Raw genomic sequence first — 18025 nt, 5'->3', positions numbered from 1 at the left:
CCAGTTCGCCGTAGCCGAGGTTGTCCACCAGGATGAACAGGATGTTGGGCTTTTGCGGCGCCTGAGCTGATGCCGCCGCAGAAACAGACACTGCGGTGAGCGCGCTGGTTGCGAGCAGTGCCACCGGGATCAGCTTCGCCAGCGCAGCGCCGGCGGATGCCTGCTTTGCCTGCCTGTCGTTCATTGCTTGCTCCTCAAAAAATGCATGTAGCCGGACATCAGCCGAGCTTGGTCTTGACGCGATTGGCCGCGCCCATGCCGGCACCGATCGCACCATCGATGAAGCCGCGCCAACCTTCGCCGTGGTCGCCCTGGCCGAAGACCACGCGGCCGCGATCCTTCTGGAATCGGTCGTGGTACTTCGCGAACCAGCCCGGCTTGTAGTTGCACCACGTGCCTCGGGCGTACTGGTCGTCGGTCCAGGAATGATGGTCTAGCGCCTCGACGACCACATCCGGGAAGAAGTCGCGCAGCGCCTGCTGCACGGCCGCTGTGTCACTGTAGTCGATGCGTTTGGGGTCGGGGCCGAACATCACCAGGATGGTGTGGTCTTCCGCCATCACGTAGGTCGTCACGAACGAGAACGGGTGGGTGGGGGGCGCCAATGCCGTGACGTGCGTCTGGGACAAGCGGCCCTTCACCCGGATCAGCAGCTTGATGCCCGTACCCGCGTGCCGTTCGCGGCCTGCCTCGGCTACCAACGGATCCAGGGCCGGCGTGAACTGCACCCTGTGAACCACGTTCATCGGCAGGCCGACGATCACGGCGGCGGCCGTCAGGCGCTGCCCGCCCGCGGTGGTGACGACGACGTGATCACCCTTGTCGTCCACCGCCGTGACCGGCGTGGACAGGCGCGCCTCGACCTTGCCGTCCTCGACCATCTTGCGGATCAGGCTGATTGTGCCTTCCTTGAACGTGTAGCGGCCGCAGGAGTCGTGCAGCGCTGTCATGCTGCCGCCCGGCAGCGCCCACCAGCGGTTCACCTCCAGGTGGGATACCTGGTCGAGAGGCCCGTGCGACAGGCCCGCGGCATATGCTTCGAGCGCCACGCGCTGAACCGGCGTCAAGCTCATGTCCTGTATCGCATTCAACGCGCTCAGCTTGTCGCCCTTGAGCAGCTCGTTCCAGCGGAACGACGCGTCGTACGGACGCTCCCAGTACCGGCGCGCGTCGGCGAAGTACTTGTTCACGACCCCGATTACCGGACCGATCTGTTCGGGCTTGTCCAGGATCTCGCAGCGGCCTTCGACCAGAATCCTGATCTCGACGCCCGGCGCGACACGGCCCTTGGGGGTCTCGACCACGTCGAGCTTGTAGCGCTGCACCTCGGCCCACACGAACGGCTGCGTCCAATGGATCCAGGTACCGCCCATCTCGACCTTGTGTCCGGAGAACTCCTTCGTCCAGGTGCGTCCGCCCAGACGGTCGCGCGCTTCCAACAGCAGTGTCTTGTAGCCGTTCTTGCTGCTGTCGCGCGCCGCCGTGACGCCGGCGAAGCCGCCGCCAAGCACGATCACGTCGTAGTCGACGCCCCTGGTTTTGGCCGCGTGCTTCGATCCGCTTGCCGGTGTCGCGGCAGCCGCGGTGCCGAGGGCGCTGCCGGCCGCCACCGCACCAGCGCCGACGCCGGCACGGCGCATGAAGCCGCGCCTGCCGATGTTCGCTAGCATATTGCTATCGTTCTGGTCCTGGTCCTTCATGTCGGTTCCTTGTTCCTGTCCACCATGGACGATGGAACGAGCATAGGGCAGGCGCGGAAAATTCCTTATCAGAATTTGGCAAGTCGTTCAGTGATGTGTAGACTTCCCTCGATGTTCCTTAATCCGTCTTCGCATGGAAGCATGCCGAGTCCTAAACGAGATGCAGAAGTGAAAAGTCACTATTCAGTTCAGTTTTTTTCTGATGCGAATGAGCATGGACGCAGTCTCGCCAATCTCGTTCAGAACTATTTTCAGATCGAGAAGGGACGTTTCCACAGCACCCTGCGGCAAATCGAGCTCGACGGTATCCATGCTTTCAACGAGCGCGCCAATTGCGACATCGTCCAGTGCGGCGCTGTTTTACCGAGCGCCGTTGCGTTGGCATGGACCGTTCCTGCCCTCGCTTCGGGCGCGAGCGACCGAACCCACGGCGGCCGCATGCATTCCGGGCTCAAGCGAGGCGGGGGCGATTGGATGTACCGCGTCGCCGCAGACATGGAGGTGGCCGGCTTCACCATGCCGGCCGTGGAGTTCGATCGGCTTGTTGAACCTTTGGGATTCCCAGCGACGCGAAGCGCAAGCCGGCACATCAGGTTCATGCACGACAGTCATGCATTTTCGGTATTGCGTTCTGGCTTCGATGAATTGAAAAATCATGTCGAGCACCTCGACCGCGAGGAGGTGCGCGCCGTACTGCGCAAGCAGCTGCTCGATGGGATCTTCTGCGCCCTCCAGGAAGCGGAAGTGGCTGGGCGTCCCAACCTGACGCGCCAGACCTACAACGACATTGTAAAGCGCAGCCAGGACCTGGTACTGGGCAACCCCGAGTATCCGCCCTCGGTGCTCGACGTGTGTACGGAACTTCGCGTGTGCAGGCGCACGCTTCAAACGAGTTTCACGCGCGTCATGGGTATGTCACCATCTTCCTACCTGCGCAAGATACGCTTGGGCGGCGTGAGGCGTCTCCTGCGCTCTGTCCCTGCTTCTCAAATGACAATCGGCGAAGCGGCGGCACGTTGGGGTTTCTTTCATCTGGGGAGTTTTTCAAACGACTACCGGCAGTTTTTCTGCGAACTGCCATCGCAAACCTTACGCTTTGGCGCAGGACACTGAAAGTGAAGCCACAGAAAAAAGACCGTCCGGCGAAGGATGCCGGACGGCCGGCCTTATCAGGCAGGCACGGCTTCCCGTAGCGATGCCATGTCGATCACGAAGCGGTACTTCACATCGTTGGCCTGCATGCGTTTGAACGCCGTGTTGATATCACGGATATCGACCATCTCGCAGTTGGGCAAAACATTGTGCTCGGCGCAGAAGTCCAGCAGTTCCTGCGTATCTTGAATGCCGCCAATCAGCGAACCGGCAATGGAACGATTGTTGCGCATCAAGAGGCCGCCGTGGATCGGTTCCAGTGGCTCGATCGCGCCGATCAGCACCAGCACGCCATTGCGGCCCAGCAGCATCAGGTAGGGGTTGACATTGTGTTTGGTGGGGATGGTGTCGAGGATGAAGTCGAACGCGTTGGCGGAGGCCATCATCGCCTTGGGATCGGTCGATAACAGCACGTGGTGCGCGCCCAGCGCGCGGGCATCGTTGGCCTTGCCGGGGGAGGTGGTGATCACGGTGACTTCGGCGCCCAGTGCGACAGCCAGCTTCACACCCATGTGACCCAGGCCGCCCAGGCCCACGATCGCCACTTTGGAACCTTCACGCACTCCATGCTTGCGCATCGGCATCCATACCGTGATGCCGGCGCATAAGAGCGGGCCGGTACAACGTGGGTCAAGCGCGGCCGGCACACGCAGCACGAACTTTTCGCGCACCACGATACTTTCCGAATAACCGCCCAGGGTGTTCTCGCCGGTGTGGCGGTCCTTGCCGTTATAGGTGGCGGTCGCCCCCTTCAGGCAATTCTGTTCCTCGCCTTCGTCGCAGGGTGCGCAGTGCTGGCAGCTATCGACCAGGCAGCCGACTGCGACCCGGTCTCCGAGCTTGTATTTCGTCACGTCGGGGCCGACGGCGGTGACGTGGCCGACGATTTCATGGCCGGGCACGCAGGGGTAGGCGGTGTTACCCCAGTCGTTGTGAACCTGGTGTGCGTCGGAGTGGCACACGCCGCAGTAGGCGATGGCGATGGCGACATCATCGGGACGCAGTGTTCGGCGCTGGATGTGCAGCGGCGTGAGGTCGGCATGCGCTTCGCAAGCGCCGTATGCTGTACAGATGGTCATGTCTGATCCTTTTTGAAAATGGTATTGATGAAATGATGCGGGAGGCGCACCCTGCGATCAGATGTCAATCGAGGCCCGCAGCCAGGGCGCCGCCGTGGTTTCCGGTGAGTCGATCTGGTTGGAGATCCATTTGCCCATGCGGCGCATCGGCTCGATGGAGTCCTGCGGCGCCGCAAATTTCATGGCCCCCGCGTAACCCAGCGACACGATGCGTTGCGCGCCGTACAAGGGCAGGACGTCTTTTAGTTCATCCTTGACGCTCTCCGGGTAGACGCCCACGGTTTGGGTATAGGCGTCCACCGCAGCCAACATCTCGGCGAGCGAATCGACCGGTACCAGGTTGGCGGTGCGGTCGTCCAGGCTGGCCGAGAAGGAGACCGCCTCGGGAATCTGCGAGCAGATAATCGCGCCTTCGCCATCCTTGCCGCCGATCACCTTGTACCATTCGTCGTCCAGGCGCAGTGCGTCCACTTCGGCCTTGAGTTTCTGTTCATAGCGCTTGGGCTTGGTGGACAGGACATTCGGCAGGGTCATCATGGCGTCGTAGACGTAGCGGCCGAAGGTGTTCAGCTTTTCGAGGCCTTCCTCTTCGGTGCCGCTCTGCACGTAGATCACGCGCGCGCACACGCAACCCTTCTGGTTGATCGCGCCGATATCGGCGGCCAGGCGCACCGCGGCTTCGCGCATGCTCGCTTCGCTGTCGAAGGTGTCCTTGCCGATGATGGAAGCGCTGCGCTTCGGGTCGAGCGAGATCAGCTCCAGGCCGGGCTGGATGTACTGGGTGACATGCTTCATCGCCGCGAAACCGCCCCAGGCCACGATCTTTTCCAGGTTCTGCGGCTGGTACAGGCGCTGTTCGAACGCCTGGTCGCCACCCTTCCAGTAGGCCACGGTAAGGTGCCTGGTGATCGGATGGTCCGGCGCCATGTCGATCATGGTGCGGGCAATCGCCAGCGCCGTGAATGGATCGTTGGACGGCGCCTTGATGATGGCGTCGCTGCGCAGCACCATGTTGCGGATGATGGTCCACAGCGACAGGGAGACGGCATTGCCGGCCACGATGTGCAGGGTGCGCGCGCCGAAGCAGCGCACTTCGAGTTCGGTGCCGTCGAGAAGCTTTTCCTTGACCCAGCCTTCCAGGTACTTGATGCCGACCGTCTTTTCCGCCATCTCTGTGATGAACTCGCGCGACAGCAACCTTGGCAGGCCCATGTAGGAAGCCTTGACGATGGTCGGCGTGGTCGGTGCGGTCAGGTAGGACAGCTCGCAGGCTTCCTGCAGGTACTTGTTCGTGCTGAAGTCCAGGTGTTTGCCCAGTTCGACCGCATAGTCGAGGATGTCGTCGAAGGTAAGCTTGTACAGGTCGGCCAGCTTGGCCGGATTGCCCAGCGGGATCTCGTTGATGTACTTGTGCGCATCCGGCGTCAGGAACGAGATGTCGCCGCCGCGGCCGCCAACTTCGATCAGGTTGTCGGTAATGACTTTGCCGCGGATGATCATCGGCGCAATTGGTTGTGTCATGGTATTTAGCCCTCGATATTGTTCAAAAAGTCCATTGCCTCGCGGTGCGAATTCTCGGTCGCGGCGCAGGTGATCTTGTCGTCGCCGCCGTTCTTTTCGCTGTAGCGCTGGATGGTGCCAGTCACATAGGCGCTCGGACGGCCGCACGAGCAGGGCACGTCCCACTCGATGGTGATTTCGTCGCCGGTGATGAAGCCGCCCCAGTGGATGTCGGCGCCCAGGTCGTAGAAAGCGGCGCGGCCGGTTTGGCGGCCTGTGCGCGGCAGCGGCTTGCTCGTTTCCGGGTCGAGCAGGAACGGAATCACAGTCGGCGTGAAATGGAAGCTGCCGTGTTCACAGCGCGGGTTCGAACCGCTCACCAGTTCCGACATCGCGTAGGTCTCGTTGAGTGTGTCGACGCCGGCAAAGCGCATCACTTCCTCGCGCCAGCCCTCCGGCTGCACCACGCCCTTGGCGCCGCCGGTGGTGGTGATGTAGGAGTCGGGATGGAAGACGCCTTCCAGGCCGCGTTCGAGGCCCGCCTTGGCCATGCCGTGCAGCAGGTTCCAGGTCGCGCCGATATACACGCGCTTGCCCTTGAGCTTGGTGGCCGTTTCTTCGAAAAACGCAGCCAGGTGCTTGGGCATCTCGGCCTGCAGCTTGTCGAATGCCTTCTTCTTTTCGATCATCTCCGGGCTGATTTCCAGGCGGTCCAGCGTGCCCTTGGCATGCGCTGCGCGCAATTTCGCCCCCAGGTGCAGCACGTCGGAAGACAGTGTCGCCGGGTAGGCGGGATGGAAATTCGCTTCGTCGGGCAACAGCGCCTTGATCATGAATTCATTGGCGCGCACGTGGGAGAGATAGCCCTTGCGGTAATACGGGTAGACGGTATGCAGGTCCGGCTGCGGCGTATCCGGGCCCTCCAACTTCCACACAAACAGCTTGCGCACGTCGCATGCCTTTTCCCATTCGCGCACGCTGTTGGGCAGGAAGGACAGGGTGCCGGAGGTGCCCGAGGTATGGCAGATGCGCACCTGCGGTACCGCCTTGTCCATGGTGTCGAACCATTCGTCCAGGCCCTTGCAGCCGCTGACGTCAGCCGCGGCGATGGCTTCGGCGTATTCCGGCGTCACCAGCTTGCCTATCCACTTGTTGATCTGGGCGAAACTCTTCTTTTCGAGCAGCGACGGCGGATACGACTTGAATACGGTATGCTCGAACAAGAGCGGCACGGCATCGTCGAACTCTTCGATCTTGTCGATGCCTTCGCCGTCGGCGAGCTTCTTCAGCACCGGAATTCGGTCGCGTAAAGTGGCAAAGCGCTGTTTCAAAGCTTCCAGCTTGATCGCATCAAGCTCGGCGCGGGACAGGTGTTGCCAGGTCTGGTGGTGATAGTCGGCCAGCGCTACCGGGTTATTCAGAAGCAGTTCGGCGTTCTTCTCGATCGACAGTTCCACAAGGGGCATGAGTAACTCACTAATCGAAGTGGTGAATATTCCGGCGATCATTGGCGCCGGCATGGACGAGGGCAACGCTGCCGTCGTAGCGGCAACGTGTTTCTGCGAGATCAGTATAGAGAGCGAAAGCGCAAATTACTCTCCGGATTCGGAATTCGGATCTAGAGCACCAAGTGCCTGAATAAGAAGGGAAAATTCGGGTTGGCGATGAGGATTTCCACGCTCTTCTCTGTGTTTGATTTTCACCATTGCACGTAGGCAGGCAGCTTTTTCGATCCGTCTACGGTTATCCTGTCGGCTTGTACTCATGCATAAAGACTTATGACCAAGCCCGGCCGAAATAAAACTGCAGGCGACGACATCCTGCGGATCGAACTGCCAGCCAGGCCGCGCAAGCGCCCGCGCCAGGAGCGTTCGGTCGTGATGGTGGATGCCCTCAAGAAAGCAGGCTGGGACATCCTGGAGAAGGAGGGGCGCGACGCCTTGTCGCTGGATCGCCTGTCGCTGCGTTCCGGCGTGGCAGTCAGCTCCATCTACGAATACTTCCCGACCATGGAAGCGCTGATCGCCGCGATTTTCGAGGACTACCGTGGGCAAGCGCGCCGTCGGCTGGTGGAAGAGATCGAGGCACTGCCGCCCTCGGCAAAGCTGTTCGATGGCGTCCTGTTGACCTTGCAGATCGGCATTGCGCTGCTGCATCAGTGGTCACAGGTCGACCGGGGATTCTTCACCCGCTCTTCCTACTACGAGGAACTGGTCCGCCTCGATCTCGTCAAGCCGGAATTCACCTGGCCGTCCGTGGCGACAAACGCCTTGATGAAGCGTTTTCCCGACGAGATCCTGATGCGCGACGGTGAAAAGGCTCGGTTCCTGGTCTACCAGACCATTCTGGCGCTGCCGCGTGCGATGGGCTTGATGAAGCCGGAATACCTGGGCGAGCCGGACACACCGCGCCTGCTCGCCCGCATGCTGCATGCGCTTCTGACGACTCCCGAGTAAGCGCCAGTCCTCTCTCCCGTGGCGCTCGTGAAGACGCCGCGCCGATATCGCACCCAGCAGCATCATGACCAACTGACAATCCCGGAATGGCGCCGGAAGCATCTGCCCACCCATAAAAGGGGGGGGACCTTTCTGCGGCCTGTCGCTACAGTCTTCGTGAACGCGCGTCATGCGAAGGAGAACGATGGAGCGCCATCAACGCAGGCAAAAGCCATTGCCAATGACAGCAGGAATGCGTCCTCATGCTCAGCAAGCCTCGCGCTTCCGGCACGCCGCGTTGGTGGCGCTGCTGGCATGCGGCGCAGGCGCGGGAGGACTTGCCTTCCTCGATCGGGACGCCGAATCCGCACCCGCGCATCCTCCTGTGATCGTGCAGGGCGACGGCATCCATGCCGGCATGGTCTTCATTCCTGCCGGCGGCTTCCTGATGGGCAGCGACCACCAGCTGGCGCAGGCCAACGAGCGGCCCGCGCACAAGGTGCGCGTGCACGGCTTCTGGATGGACCGGCACCATGTCACCAATGCCGAGTTCCGCACATTCGTCGACGCTACCGGCTATGTCACCACTGCAGAGAAAGCGCCGGAGTGGAAAACCTTGAAAGTCCAACTGCCGCCGGACACGCCGAAACCGCCGGACAGCACATTGGTGCCCGGCGCCATGGTGTTCGTCGGCACCGCGCGGCCGGCCTCCTTGCGGGACTATTCGCAATGGTGGCGCTTCGAGCCAGGGGCGAACTGGCGCCATCCGAACGGCCCGGGCAGCTCCATCGACGGCAAGGATGAACATCCCGTGGTGCAGGTGTCCTTTGAGGATGCACAGGCCTACGCCAAGTGGGTCGGCAAGCGCCTGCCGACCGAGGCCGAATGGGAATATGCCGCGCGCGGCGGACTGGAGCAGGCGACCTATGCCTGGGGCGACCAGTTCGCGCCAGGGGGCAGGCAGATGGCCAATGTATGGCAACGGGAGCGGGAACAAGCGTCTCCAGCCGTCAGTGCGAAGGCCGGCGGTGCACTCGGCACCAGTCCGGCCGGTACCTTCCCGGCCAATGGTTATGGTTTGTACGACATGACGGGCAACGCCTGGCAATGGGTGGCCGACTGGTATCGCGCCGATCAATTCCAGCGCGACGCGCGTATCGGCAAAACACTCGACAACCCGGCAGGGCCATCGGACTCCTGGGATCCGGGCGAACCCGGTGTGCCGGAATACGCGCCGCGCCGGGTAACGCGCGGCGGCTCCTTCCTGTGCAATGAGGATTACTGCCTCAGTTACCGTCCCAGCGCACGGCGCGGGACAGATCCGTACAACAGCATGTCGCACCTTGGATTCCGGCTGGTGAAGGATGCAATCCGCGGCACGCGATAAGGATTTCAAACAGTTCCATAAAAAGGAGACACAATGCCGAACACATCCCGCACGCTCAACGTGCAACAGTTCATCGATGAACAACGCTTCACGCCGTATCAATGGTGCATCCTCATATGCTGCTTCCTGCTCGTCGCGATTGACGTCTACGACGCCGTGGCAGTCGGTTTCGTTGTGCCGGTCCTTGCGCAAGCGTGGAATGTATCGAAAGCGGAGTTCGGTCTGGTGATGAGCGCGGCGGTATTCGGGTTGGCGATCGGCGCATTGATAGCGGGACCTCTGTTCGATCGCATCAGTCCGAAAACGGTGATCGTTTGCTCGATGTTCACGTTTGGCTTGTGCAGTATCGGCACCATGACTGCCGACTCGCTCACCTCGCTTGGCATATGGCGTCTATTGACTGGAATCGGCCTGGGCGCGGCGTTGCCGGGCGCGGCGACGCTGATGTTCGAATACGCGCCGGCGCGCATGAATGCGCTTCTGGTTAACGCGATAGGTTGCGGCGCCCTGGTCGGCGCGACGGCCTGCGGATTGATTTCGGCGGCGCTGGTTCCGGCCTACGGCTGGGAAAGCGTTTTCATCATCGGCGGGGTTTTCCCGATCGTGCTTGGTGTCGTCATGCTATTCGCCACGCCTCAGCCGCTGCGCTTCATGGTACTACGCAGCTGGCCGTCGGATCGCATCGCCGCCGTACTGCGGCGCATCGCACCTGGCAAATCGTTTGACGATACGCGCTTCGTGCTCTCGGAAGAACCGCAGGCGCAGCAGCAGACCGGTGTATCGGTGGTGCTGTCGAAGCGTTTCAGGAGCGGCACCTTGATGCTGTGGACTGCCTACTTCTGTGCCGCCACGGTCTACTACCTCATGCTGGGATGGTTGCCGACCCTGATCCAGGGTACGGGCGCGACCTTGCAGCAGGCAACGCTCGCAACCACCCTGCTGGCAGCCGGCGGCATCATCGGCACGTTCGGGCTCGGTTGGCTGATGGGACGTTTCGACAGGGATCTCGTCATCGCCGCAGCGTTTGCACTGGGCGGGTTGGGAATCTGGATTGCCGGGCATCAGGCGGGCAACCTTGCTTTGCTGGCTGCATGCATCTTCATTGCAGGTATCGGCATCAGCGGCGCCATAGGCTCGATGGCCTTTCTTGCTGCTGCGTTCTACCCAACCAGCGGCCGCTCGACTGGCATCTCGTGGATGCAGGGCATAGGCCGGTTCGGCGGCATCGTTGGTCCGATCGCCGGCGCCACGATGTTGAAGGAAAATTTTAGCTTCAGCACGGTGTTTACCATCATGATGTGCGTTGTGCTGGCCGCGGCAGCTGCCTTGTTAATGAAACGGGCAGCGGCAAGTCGCGCCTCCGCCTCAGTCAGTGCCGTGCAGTCGGAATCGGCGTAGATTTCGGATACAGAGGATGGTCAAACTGTGCAGGGGAGGGCGGGCGTGCCCGCCTTCCTGGGGTTGTCCAAGGCGAGAGTGACCTACGACACGCGCCGCGTCTGGTCCGACCAGTATTTTTCACGCACCTGCCGGCGCAGGACCTTCCCGACGGCGCTGACCGGCAGCGTTTCAACGATCTTCACGGTCTTGGGTGCCTTGAAGCGCCCAAGACGCTCCTTGGCATGCTCGACCAGGGATTCGGTATCGACCGACGCGCCGAACTTCAACACGACTTCGGCGTGCACTGCTTCGCCCCATTTGTCGTCGGGCACACCCACGACTGCCGACATGGACACTGCGGGATGGGCGTTGAGAGCCGCCTCCACTTCGATAGCGTAAACATTGAAGCCGCCGGTGATGATCATGTCCTTCTTGCGGTCGACGATGAAGAGATAGCCTGCTTCGTCGAGATAGCCGAGGTCGCCTGACTTCCAGAAGCCATCGGCGAACTCGGACGCCGTGCCTTCCGGATTCTTGTAATAGCCCGAAATGGTCCCGCGGCCACGCAGCCAAATCTCGCCGGTAGCGCCGATCGGAACTTCGTTGCCCGCATCGTCGACGATCTTCATTTCGATGCCGATAGCGGGACGTCCGGCGGATGCGAGGCGGCCGGTTTCCACCGCGGTCAGGTGATCGGTCTTGGTCAGCGTGCACACGGCCTGCGCGCACTCGGTCGAGCCGTAGAGCTGGAAGAAGATGTTGCCGAAGCGTTCCTGCGCCTGTTTGAGCTTGGCCGGGCTCATCGGCGCAGCGCCGTAATAGAGGGTCTTCAAGCTGGACAAGTCGTTCTGGGACGCTTCCGGCAGGTCCAGCAACCAGTTCACGAGTGTGGGCACCATCAGGCCGGTGGTGATCTGTTCCGCCGCCACGTTGCGGCACCAGGCCTTGAGGTCGGCCGCGTTCTGGGTGGCAGTGCAGCCACCCCGAAACAGCGTGGGCAGCAAGGACAGGCCGGAGCCGTGGCTGATGGGCGCGATGTGCAGGTAGCGTGTCTTGTCGTTCAGTGCGGCGCTCTGCTCGCTGTCCGCGTACATCGAATCGCGTGCCGCAAGCCAGTTGTCGATGGTGTACTGCGCGCATTTGCTCTTGCCGGTGGTGCCGCCCGTAAAGCGATAGATCAGGATGTCGGCCTGCGTGTCCGACTCGATGCCGGGATCCGCGTCGGATACGCCTTCCAGCAAGTCCCAGAAGTACAGTGCGCCTTGGTGCGCGGCCGGCAAGGGATCCATGCAGACGACGGTGGTGCCGCACTGGCGCAGCATGCCGCCATAGCGTTCCAACAGCGCAGTCTCGATGAAAACGACCTTCGGGCGGATGAATTCGACTTGCCAGCGGTGTTCATCGAACGAGTCTCGGAAATTCGTATGGGCCACCGCGGCATCGCCCTTGAAGGCCGTCCATGCGTGCAGCAACGAAAGATTGTCATTCTCAAGAATGCAAAGCGAGACATCGCCACGACGCAAATCCAGGCGCGTGCGCATCATGTTGACAATGCGATTGGTCAGAAGGTGCAGTTCGCGGAAGCTGTATCTCCGATCGCGCTCGATATTCACGAGGGCATCCTGATTGGCATAGCAAAGCGCAGCCTGGCCCATGACTCGGGCGAAGTTCATTTTCATCGTGGTCTCCGTGGTTTCTCTGGTTCGGTGGCTGTCCTGGCCAGTCTAGAAATGTCCTTTCGCCTGCGTCCCCTCCCGCAAGGAGAGGGCTGCGGCACGGCCCGGCTCCCCGCTGTGCTTCCATCTTGTTCGGACGGCTCCCCCTTTCAAAAAGGGAGGTGTGAGCACCATGCGTGCATGCCTACCATGGACTGTCAGAAGGAAAAATCACAAGGAGAGATGGACATGAGTGACAGCCCGGTCGTATTCGACAAAGTCGGCAAGACGGCGGTCATCACGCTGAATCGGCCGCAAAGAAGGAATGCGCTCGATGAGCCAACCAAGGATGCGCTGGCCGCGGCCATCAAAACCGCACGGCAAGATCGCTCGGTGCGTTCGGTCGTGCTGACAGGCGCCGGCGGCCACTTTTGTTCAGGCGCGGACCTGAAAAGCAATGAGGGGGACGATGACGAAAAGTCATTCTCCGTGCGTGAATTGCTGCTCGACGCCCATCGCTGGCATTCGGAACTGATGGACCTCGAAAAGCCGGTCATCGCCGCCGTTGATGGTTATGCGCTTGGTGCCGGACTGTCGCTCGCCCTGGCCGCGGATTTCGTCATCGCGTCCGAAGGTGCGCGGCTTGTGTCGAGCTTCCCGCGCATGGGCTTCGTTCCCGACTTGACGCTGCTGTACATCCTGCCGAGGCTGGTTGGTCTGCCGCGCGCCAAGGAAATCGTTTTTTCCGCCCGTGAAATTGGGGCGGAGGAGGCACTGGCGATGGGACTGGTCCAGGCCGTGGTCCCGGCCGAGCGCTTGCGCGAGACCGCCATCGAGTTTGCGCAACGCTTCGACCATGCGCCGACGCATGTCCTGGGCATGGCCAAGGGCATCCTGAACCGTTCGTTCGAAACCGACCGGCATGCGCTGACTCAACTGGAAGCGGCATTCCAGGGGCTGTGCGCAGGAAGCAGCTATCACGCCGAGTCCCTGAACCTCTTCCTCTCGAAAGAGGCGCCGCATTACCCCGGCGCCGACCGCCTGTTTTGATTGAGCCGGGTATCCAGTTGCTTTCATCCAGGATTCGGGAGGCTTTCGGTGCACTCCTCCCTATAGGGGAGGTGCGGCTCCAGCCAATACGCGAATATCGTTGATTCCTGGAATCCCGAGCCGTTTATCGGAACACGATGTTCAGCAAGAAAGATCAACAGTCGTTTTCGCCAGTAAGTCTTCTACAACCAAAGGAAAAAGCTATGTCGCAAAAAGTCGTCGTTGCCGGTGTCGGCATGATTCCATTCAAGAAACCGGGCCAAAGCGACACTTATCCGGTCATGGGCGCGCAGGCGGTACGCCTGGCGCTGGCGGACGCCGGGGTCGGCTATGAGTCGATCCAGCAAGCCTACGCCAGCTACATCTTCGGCGATTCGACCGCCGGCCAGCGCGTGCTGTACGACGTCGGTATGACCGGCATCCCCGTCATTAACGTCCACAATAACTGCGCCAGCGGCTCCTCGGCGCTCTTCCTGGCGAATCAGGCGATTGCCAGCGGCATGGTGGATGTCGCGCTGGCATTCGGCTTCGAACAAATGAATCCGGGCGCGCTGGGCGATATGTACACCGACCGGCCATCCCCGCTCGGACCATTCCAGCAGCAGTGCGCCAGCGTGGTTCCCGAGGAGGTGGCGCCGGCGCTGCGTTTGTTCGGCGTAGCAGCCCAGGAGCACATGAAGCGCTTTGGCACGCCGCTTGAATCGTTCGCCAAGATCCGCGCCAAAGCCAGCCGCCATGCCGTCAACAATCCGTTTGCCGTGTTCCGCAATGTCGTCACGACCGAAGAAGTCATGGCCGATAAAGTCATGTGGCCGGGCGTGATGACGCGCCTGATGGCGTGCCCGCCGACCTGCGGTGCGGCTGCGGTCGTGCTGTGCAGCGAAGCCTATGCGAAAAAGCATGGCCTCGATTCCCGCGTCTGGATCGCCGGCCAGGCGCTGACCACCGATGGTCCCGAAACGTTCAATTCCGGCGACCTGCGCCACCTGGCCGGCTTCGGCATGTCGCGCGCCGCAGCCAACAAGGTGTACGAGCAAGCCGGCATCGGCGCCGACGACGTCGATGTGGTCGAGCTGCACGACTGCTTCGCGCAGAACGAGCTGCTGACCTATGAAGCACTCGGCCTGTGCCCGGAAGGTGGCGCGGCGAAGTTCATCGACGACGGCGACAACACCTATGGCGGCAAATATGTGGTCAACCCGTCCGGTGGCCTGCTGTCGAAGGGCCATCCGATCGGCGCCACTGGTCTCGCCCAGTGTACGGAACTCGTGCAGCAGCTGCGCGGCCAGGCCGACAAGCGCCAGGTTGAAGGTCCGCGCATCGCCTTGCAGCACAACGTCGGTATCGGCGGTGCGGCGGTTGTCACGATGTATCGTACCTGAGCGGGGATAGGTAAATGGATTTTCAACCCGATCAGGGGCCGGAATCGTTTCGCCAGGAAGTCCGGCAGTTTCTTCGAACGAAGGTGCCGGCCGACCTGAAAGGGCTGCAGCGCTGCACGCGCTCGCCGCGCGAGCAGATCATGCGCTGGCAAAAGATCCTGGCTGCGCAGGGGTGGGGCGCACCGTACTGGGCGAAGGAGCATGGCGGCACAGGATGGTCGGTAACGCAGATCCTGGTCTTCGATGACGAATGCACCGCTGCCGGCACGCCGACACAGGACGGCTTCGTCCAGAAAATGCTCGGTCCGGTGCTCAACGCATTCGCCACGCCCGAACAGAAGGCCGAGCATCTGCCGGCCATCTTCAGTGGCGAGCGCCTGTGGTGCCAGGGGTTCTCGGAACCGGGCGCCGGCTCCGACCTTGCCTCGCTGCGCACGCGGGCCGTGCTGGATGGCGATCATTATGTCGTCAACGGGCAAAAGACCTGGACCAGCTATGCGCATCATGCCGACTGGATCTTCCTGCTGGTGCGCACCAAGCCGGACGTGAAGAAGCAGGCCGGCATCAGTTTCCTGTTGGTGGACATGAAGTCGCCAGGCATCACCGTGCGTCCGATCCGCTCGATCGACGATGCCCATCACCTGAACGAAACCTTCTTCGACAACGTGCGCGTGCCGGTGAAGAACCTGATCGGCACCGATGGAGCAGGGTGGGGCATCACCAAGTTCCTGCTCAACAATGAACATGCGACCACCGCCGACCTGCCGGAGCTCAATCGCTATATGCGCGAGCTGCGCCTGTTCGCGACCACGCTGAGCGTGGGTGGCGAGCGGCTGATCGAGCGTCCGGAGTTTGCCTTGAAGCTCGCGCGCCTGGACGCTGAATTGCATGCGATCGGGATGCTGGTGCAGCGCGTGGCCAAGCTGGACCAGGAACACAATCCCGCGTCGCACGTCCTGGGCTCGATGCTGAAGGTTCGCGCGACCGAACTGCAGCAACGGATCACCGAAGCCCAGATCGAAGCACTGGGCGACCACGGCGCCGTCTGCTATCCGCACCCGCACGAACCGGCGCCTGGCCAGGCGTACCCGCTGCAGGACCTGGCACGTGGCATCGCCAACGACATGTTCCTGCGCCGTGCGTCGACCATTTATGGCGGCACCAGCGAGGTTCAGCGCGGCATCATCGCCAAGATGCAGTTCCAACTTTGATAGCAGGGTACAGAATGGATTTCAACCTGAATTCGGAACAGCAGCTGTTGCAGGACAGCGTACGCCGCTACATCGACAAGGCATACAGCTTCGAAACGCGTTGCGCGCTCGTGAAGGAAGGCAAGGGCGGCAGCAACGCCACTTGGGGCAGCTTCGCCGAGAACGGCTGGCTGATGGCCGCTTTGCCCGAAGAATACGGCGGCTTGGGCGGCAACCTGATCGACTCCGCGATCATCGCGCAGGAACTTGGCCGCGGCCTGGTGCTGGACCCCTATCTCGGCTGCGCGGTGCTGGCAGCGCAGACACTGGCCGCTGGCGGCACGGAAGCGCAAAAAGCGCGCTTGCTGCCGCAACTGGCAGATGGTTCGAAGCGTATCGCCCTGGCCTACAGCGAACCTGCGTCGCGCGGCATGCCGGGCCCGGTATCGCTCCGCGCGGAGAAGCAGGGCGACGGCTATGTGCTGCAAGGGCGCAAGTCGCTGGTGCTGGGCGCGGTCGGCGCGGATGCCTTCATCGTGTCGGCACAAGTGGCAGGCGCGACAGACATCACGCTGCTCCTGGTCGACGCCGGCAGCACCGGCCTGGAACGGCAGGCCTTGCCGCTGCACGATGGAAGCTGGGTCGAGGAACTCGACTTCGACTGCGTGCAAGTCGACGGCGATAGCGTGCTGGCCGGTGGCCTGGCGGCATTGAACGCTGGACTGGCGCAGGGGATCGTCGCGCTCTGTGCCGAACTCATCGGAACGATGGAAAACACCATAGGCATCACAGCCGAATACCTGAAGACACGCCAGCAGTTCGGGGTGGCTATCGGTAGCTTCCAGGCGCTGCAGCACCGCATGGCCGACATGGCCGCCGAAATGGAAGTGGCGCGTTCGATGCTGCATGTAGCGCTGGCATCGGTGGAAAACGACGACGCAGCGAACCGGCAAAAGACACTGTCGAAAGCCAAGATGCTGATCTGCCGCGCAGCGAAGTTCGTCTGCGGACAGGGCATCCAGCTACACGGCGGCATCGGCATGACCGAGGAGTACGTCATCGGCCACTACTTCAAGCGCGCGATTGTGGCTGACCTGCTGCTGGGTAGCAGCGATCGCCACGAAGCGGCGTGTGCCGCGGCGCTGCAAGCGGAACTTCGTGCATGAGGTCTTGCACAGTTTTATTAGCAAACCATCTGGAATAAACACATGAAAAGTTACGAAACCCTGGCCGAACTGCAGTCTCTCGTAGGCGAAGTTGTCGGCACCAGCAACTGGACCACGATCGACCAGGACCGCATCAACACCTTTGCCGACGCCACCGGCGACCACCAATGGATCCACGTCGATCCCGAGCGTGCTGCCAAAGGCCCGTTCGGCGGGCCGATTGCGCACGGCTTCCTGACCCTTTCCCTGCTGTCGTACTTTCTCCCGAATGCCTTCGAAATCCGTAACGTCAAGATGGGTGTGAATTATGGGCTGAACAAGGTGCGCTTCCTGAAACCGGTGCCGGTCAATAGCCGCCTGCGCGCGCATTTCAAGCTGCAGTCGTTCGAACCGATCGAAAACAACGGCGCCCAAACCACTTTCGAAATGACGATCGAGCTGGAAGGCGCGCCCAAGCCGGTGTGCGTGGCCGAATCGATCCTGCGCCAGTTTGCCTGATGGCCCCCCCCATTAGCCACATAGGGAGGGGCGGCGAGCCGTTTTGCTCGCTTACCCTTGGTTTGAGTATTGCGAGAGGTGCACAGCCAAAGCTTGCATCGACACCAGCGCAATCCGCATCCAGCCCAATAAACAAATCAACGAAATCAGAAGGGGCATGACGATGGGGGGAGGCGAAATGCGGAGTTGAGAGTGTGCATGAGGGAAGGGTGGCGCATCAATGCGCTCGCCGATAAAAATTTAAAAAATACCAAAGACTGAGGAGATTCAACCATGACCAACCCCAAACAAGCCCGATTCGGCGCAGTTCGGCGCACCGCGCTTGCTGCCGCCGTGGCTACCGCTTGCGCGGGCCTGTGCGGCAGCGCAAACGCATTCGACATCAAGACCGGCAACGATGACTTGCAGGTACGGTTCGACAATACCATCCGCTACAACTTCGGCAAGCGCA

15 protein-coding genes are annotated in these 18025 nt (G+C 61.6%); 9 read left to right on the top strand and 6 right to left on the bottom strand.

Features of this window, described 5'->3' with window-relative positions:
• The coding region (locus D3872_RS02095) for a hypothetical protein (protein WP_220476861.1) at positions 1–184 on the bottom strand (184 nt) is incomplete at its 3' end.
• A 34-nt stretch (positions 185–218) separates the two neighbouring features.
• A complete protein-coding gene (locus D3872_RS02090; protein WP_119809255.1) occupies positions 219–1700 on the bottom strand; it encodes a flavin monoamine oxidase family protein in 1482 nt (493 codons plus the stop codon).
• 168 nt (positions 1701–1868) lie between these two features.
• Between D3872_RS02090 and D3872_RS02085 the strand changes: the two genes are divergently transcribed.
• Positions 1869–2813: a helix-turn-helix domain-containing protein gene (locus D3872_RS02085; protein WP_182915645.1), complete on the top strand. Its 945-nt coding sequence runs from the start codon at positions 1869–1871 to the stop codon at positions 2811–2813.
• Between the two features lie 56 nt (positions 2814–2869).
• Here D3872_RS02085 and D3872_RS02080 read toward each other — a convergent pair whose 3' ends face one another.
• From D3872_RS02080 to D3872_RS02070, 3 genes are read right to left on the bottom strand one after another with little or no spacing between them, the layout of a single operon-like run.
• A complete protein-coding gene (locus D3872_RS02080) occupies positions 2870–3931 on the bottom strand; it encodes an NAD(P)-dependent alcohol dehydrogenase (protein ID WP_119809253.1) in 1062 nt (353 codons plus the stop codon).
• Between the two features lie 57 nt (positions 3932–3988).
• On the bottom strand, positions 3989–5452 hold the full coding sequence (locus D3872_RS02075; protein ID WP_119809252.1) for an acyl-CoA reductase: 1464 nt from the start codon (positions 5450–5452) through the stop codon (positions 3989–3991).
• Positions 5453–5457: 5 nt separating this feature from the next.
• The gene (locus D3872_RS02070) at positions 5458–6897 is read right to left on the bottom strand and encodes a hypothetical protein (protein ID WP_119809251.1); all 1440 of its coding nucleotides are present in this window, start codon (positions 6895–6897) and stop codon (positions 5458–5460) included.
• Positions 6898–7209: 312 nt separating this feature from the next.
• On the opposite strand from D3872_RS02070, the gene D3872_RS02065 reads away from it, so the two are divergent.
• The 3 genes from D3872_RS02065 to D3872_RS02055 all read left to right on the top strand — a co-directional run bounded on the left by D3872_RS02065 (position 7210) and on the right by D3872_RS02055 (position 10651).
• Positions 7210–7887, top strand: a complete 678-nt coding sequence (locus tag D3872_RS02065) for a TetR/AcrR family transcriptional regulator (RefSeq protein WP_119809250.1) — start codon at positions 7210–7212, stop codon at positions 7885–7887.
• A gap of 232 nt (positions 7888–8119) precedes the next feature.
• Positions 8120–9253: a formylglycine-generating enzyme family protein gene (locus D3872_RS02060; RefSeq protein WP_229459112.1), complete on the top strand. Its 1134-nt coding sequence runs from the start codon at positions 8120–8122 to the stop codon at positions 9251–9253.
• Positions 9254–9286: 33 nt separating this feature from the next.
• Positions 9287–10651 carry an MFS transporter gene (locus tag D3872_RS02055; RefSeq protein ID WP_119809248.1) on the top strand — a complete coding sequence of 455 codons (1365 nt, stop codon included), beginning with the start codon at positions 9287–9289 and terminating at the stop codon, positions 10649–10651.
• 83 nt (positions 10652–10734) lie between these two features.
• Here the strand turns inward: D3872_RS02055 and D3872_RS02050 are convergent, their stop codons facing one another.
• Complete coding sequence (locus D3872_RS02050; RefSeq protein ID WP_229459111.1) at positions 10735–12288, bottom strand: AMP-binding protein; 1554 nt, start codon at positions 12286–12288, stop codon at positions 10735–10737.
• A gap of 210 nt (positions 12289–12498) precedes the next feature.
• Between D3872_RS02050 and D3872_RS02045 the strand changes: the two genes are divergently transcribed.
• From D3872_RS02045 to D3872_RS02025, 5 genes are all read left to right on the top strand, one after another.
• On the top strand, positions 12499–13338 hold the full coding sequence (locus D3872_RS02045) for an enoyl-CoA hydratase/isomerase family protein (RefSeq protein ID WP_370660938.1): 840 nt from the start codon (positions 12499–12501) through the stop codon (positions 13336–13338).
• 203 nt (positions 13339–13541) lie between these two features.
• Positions 13542–14720, top strand: a complete 1179-nt coding sequence (locus D3872_RS02040; RefSeq protein ID WP_119809246.1) for a lipid-transfer protein — start codon at positions 13542–13544, stop codon at positions 14718–14720.
• 14 nt (positions 14721–14734) lie between these two features.
• Positions 14735–15931 carry an acyl-CoA dehydrogenase family protein gene (locus D3872_RS02035; protein WP_119809245.1) on the top strand — a complete coding sequence of 399 codons (1197 nt, stop codon included), beginning with the start codon at positions 14735–14737 and terminating at the stop codon, positions 15929–15931.
• A 14-nt stretch (positions 15932–15945) separates the two neighbouring features.
• Positions 15946–17076, top strand: a complete 1131-nt coding sequence (locus tag D3872_RS02030) for an acyl-CoA dehydrogenase family protein (RefSeq protein WP_119809244.1) — start codon at positions 15946–15948, stop codon at positions 17074–17076.
• A 42-nt stretch (positions 17077–17118) separates the two neighbouring features.
• Positions 17119–17574 (top strand): MaoC family dehydratase, encoded by a 456-nt coding sequence (locus D3872_RS02025; RefSeq protein WP_119809243.1) that lies wholly within the window; start codon positions 17119–17121, stop codon positions 17572–17574.
• Positions 17575–18025 lie beyond the last annotated feature (451 nt).

Source organism: Massilia cavernae (assembly GCF_003590855.1).
Classification (GTDB): Bacteria; Pseudomonadota; Gammaproteobacteria; order Burkholderiales; family Burkholderiaceae_D; genus Telluria_A; species Telluria_A cavernae.
This window is presented reverse-complemented; position numbering and strand designations above follow the sequence as displayed.

Excerpts from the sequence above, each read along its gene's own strand:
- D3872_RS02090 (WP_119809255.1), bottom strand. The coding sequence starts at position 1,700 with ATGAAGGACCAGGACCAGAACGATAGCAATATGCTAGCGAACATCGGC.
- D3872_RS02080 (WP_119809253.1), bottom strand. The coding sequence starts at position 3,931 with ATGACCATCTGTACAGCATACGGCGCTTGCGAAGCGCATGCCGACCTC.
- D3872_RS02075 (WP_119809252.1), bottom strand. The coding sequence starts at position 5,452 with ATGACACAACCAATTGCGCCGATGATCATCCGCGGCAAAGTCATTACC.
- D3872_RS02070 (WP_119809251.1), bottom strand. The coding sequence starts at position 6,897 with ATGCCCCTTGTGGAACTGTCGATCGAGAAGAACGCCGAACTGCTTCTG.
- D3872_RS02065 (WP_119809250.1), top strand. The coding sequence starts at position 7,210 with ATGACCAAGCCCGGCCGAAATAAAACTGCAGGCGACGACATCCTGCGG.
- D3872_RS02060 (WP_229459112.1), top strand. The coding sequence starts at position 8,120 with ATGCGTCCTCATGCTCAGCAAGCCTCGCGCTTCCGGCACGCCGCGTTG.
- D3872_RS02055 (WP_119809248.1), top strand. The coding sequence starts at position 9,287 with ATGCCGAACACATCCCGCACGCTCAACGTGCAACAGTTCATCGATGAA.
- D3872_RS02050 (WP_229459111.1), bottom strand. The coding sequence starts at position 12,288 with ATGGGCCAGGCTGCGCTTTGCTATGCCAATCAGGATGCCCTCGTGAAT.
- D3872_RS02045 (WP_370660938.1), top strand. The coding sequence starts at position 12,499 with ATGGACTGTCAGAAGGAAAAATCACAAGGAGAGATGGACATGAGTGAC.
- D3872_RS02040 (WP_119809246.1), top strand. The coding sequence starts at position 13,542 with ATGTCGCAAAAAGTCGTCGTTGCCGGTGTCGGCATGATTCCATTCAAG.
- D3872_RS02035 (WP_119809245.1), top strand. The coding sequence starts at position 14,735 with ATGGATTTTCAACCCGATCAGGGGCCGGAATCGTTTCGCCAGGAAGTC.
- D3872_RS02030 (WP_119809244.1), top strand. The coding sequence starts at position 15,946 with ATGGATTTCAACCTGAATTCGGAACAGCAGCTGTTGCAGGACAGCGTA.
- D3872_RS02025 (WP_119809243.1), top strand. The coding sequence starts at position 17,119 with ATGAAAAGTTACGAAACCCTGGCCGAACTGCAGTCTCTCGTAGGCGAA.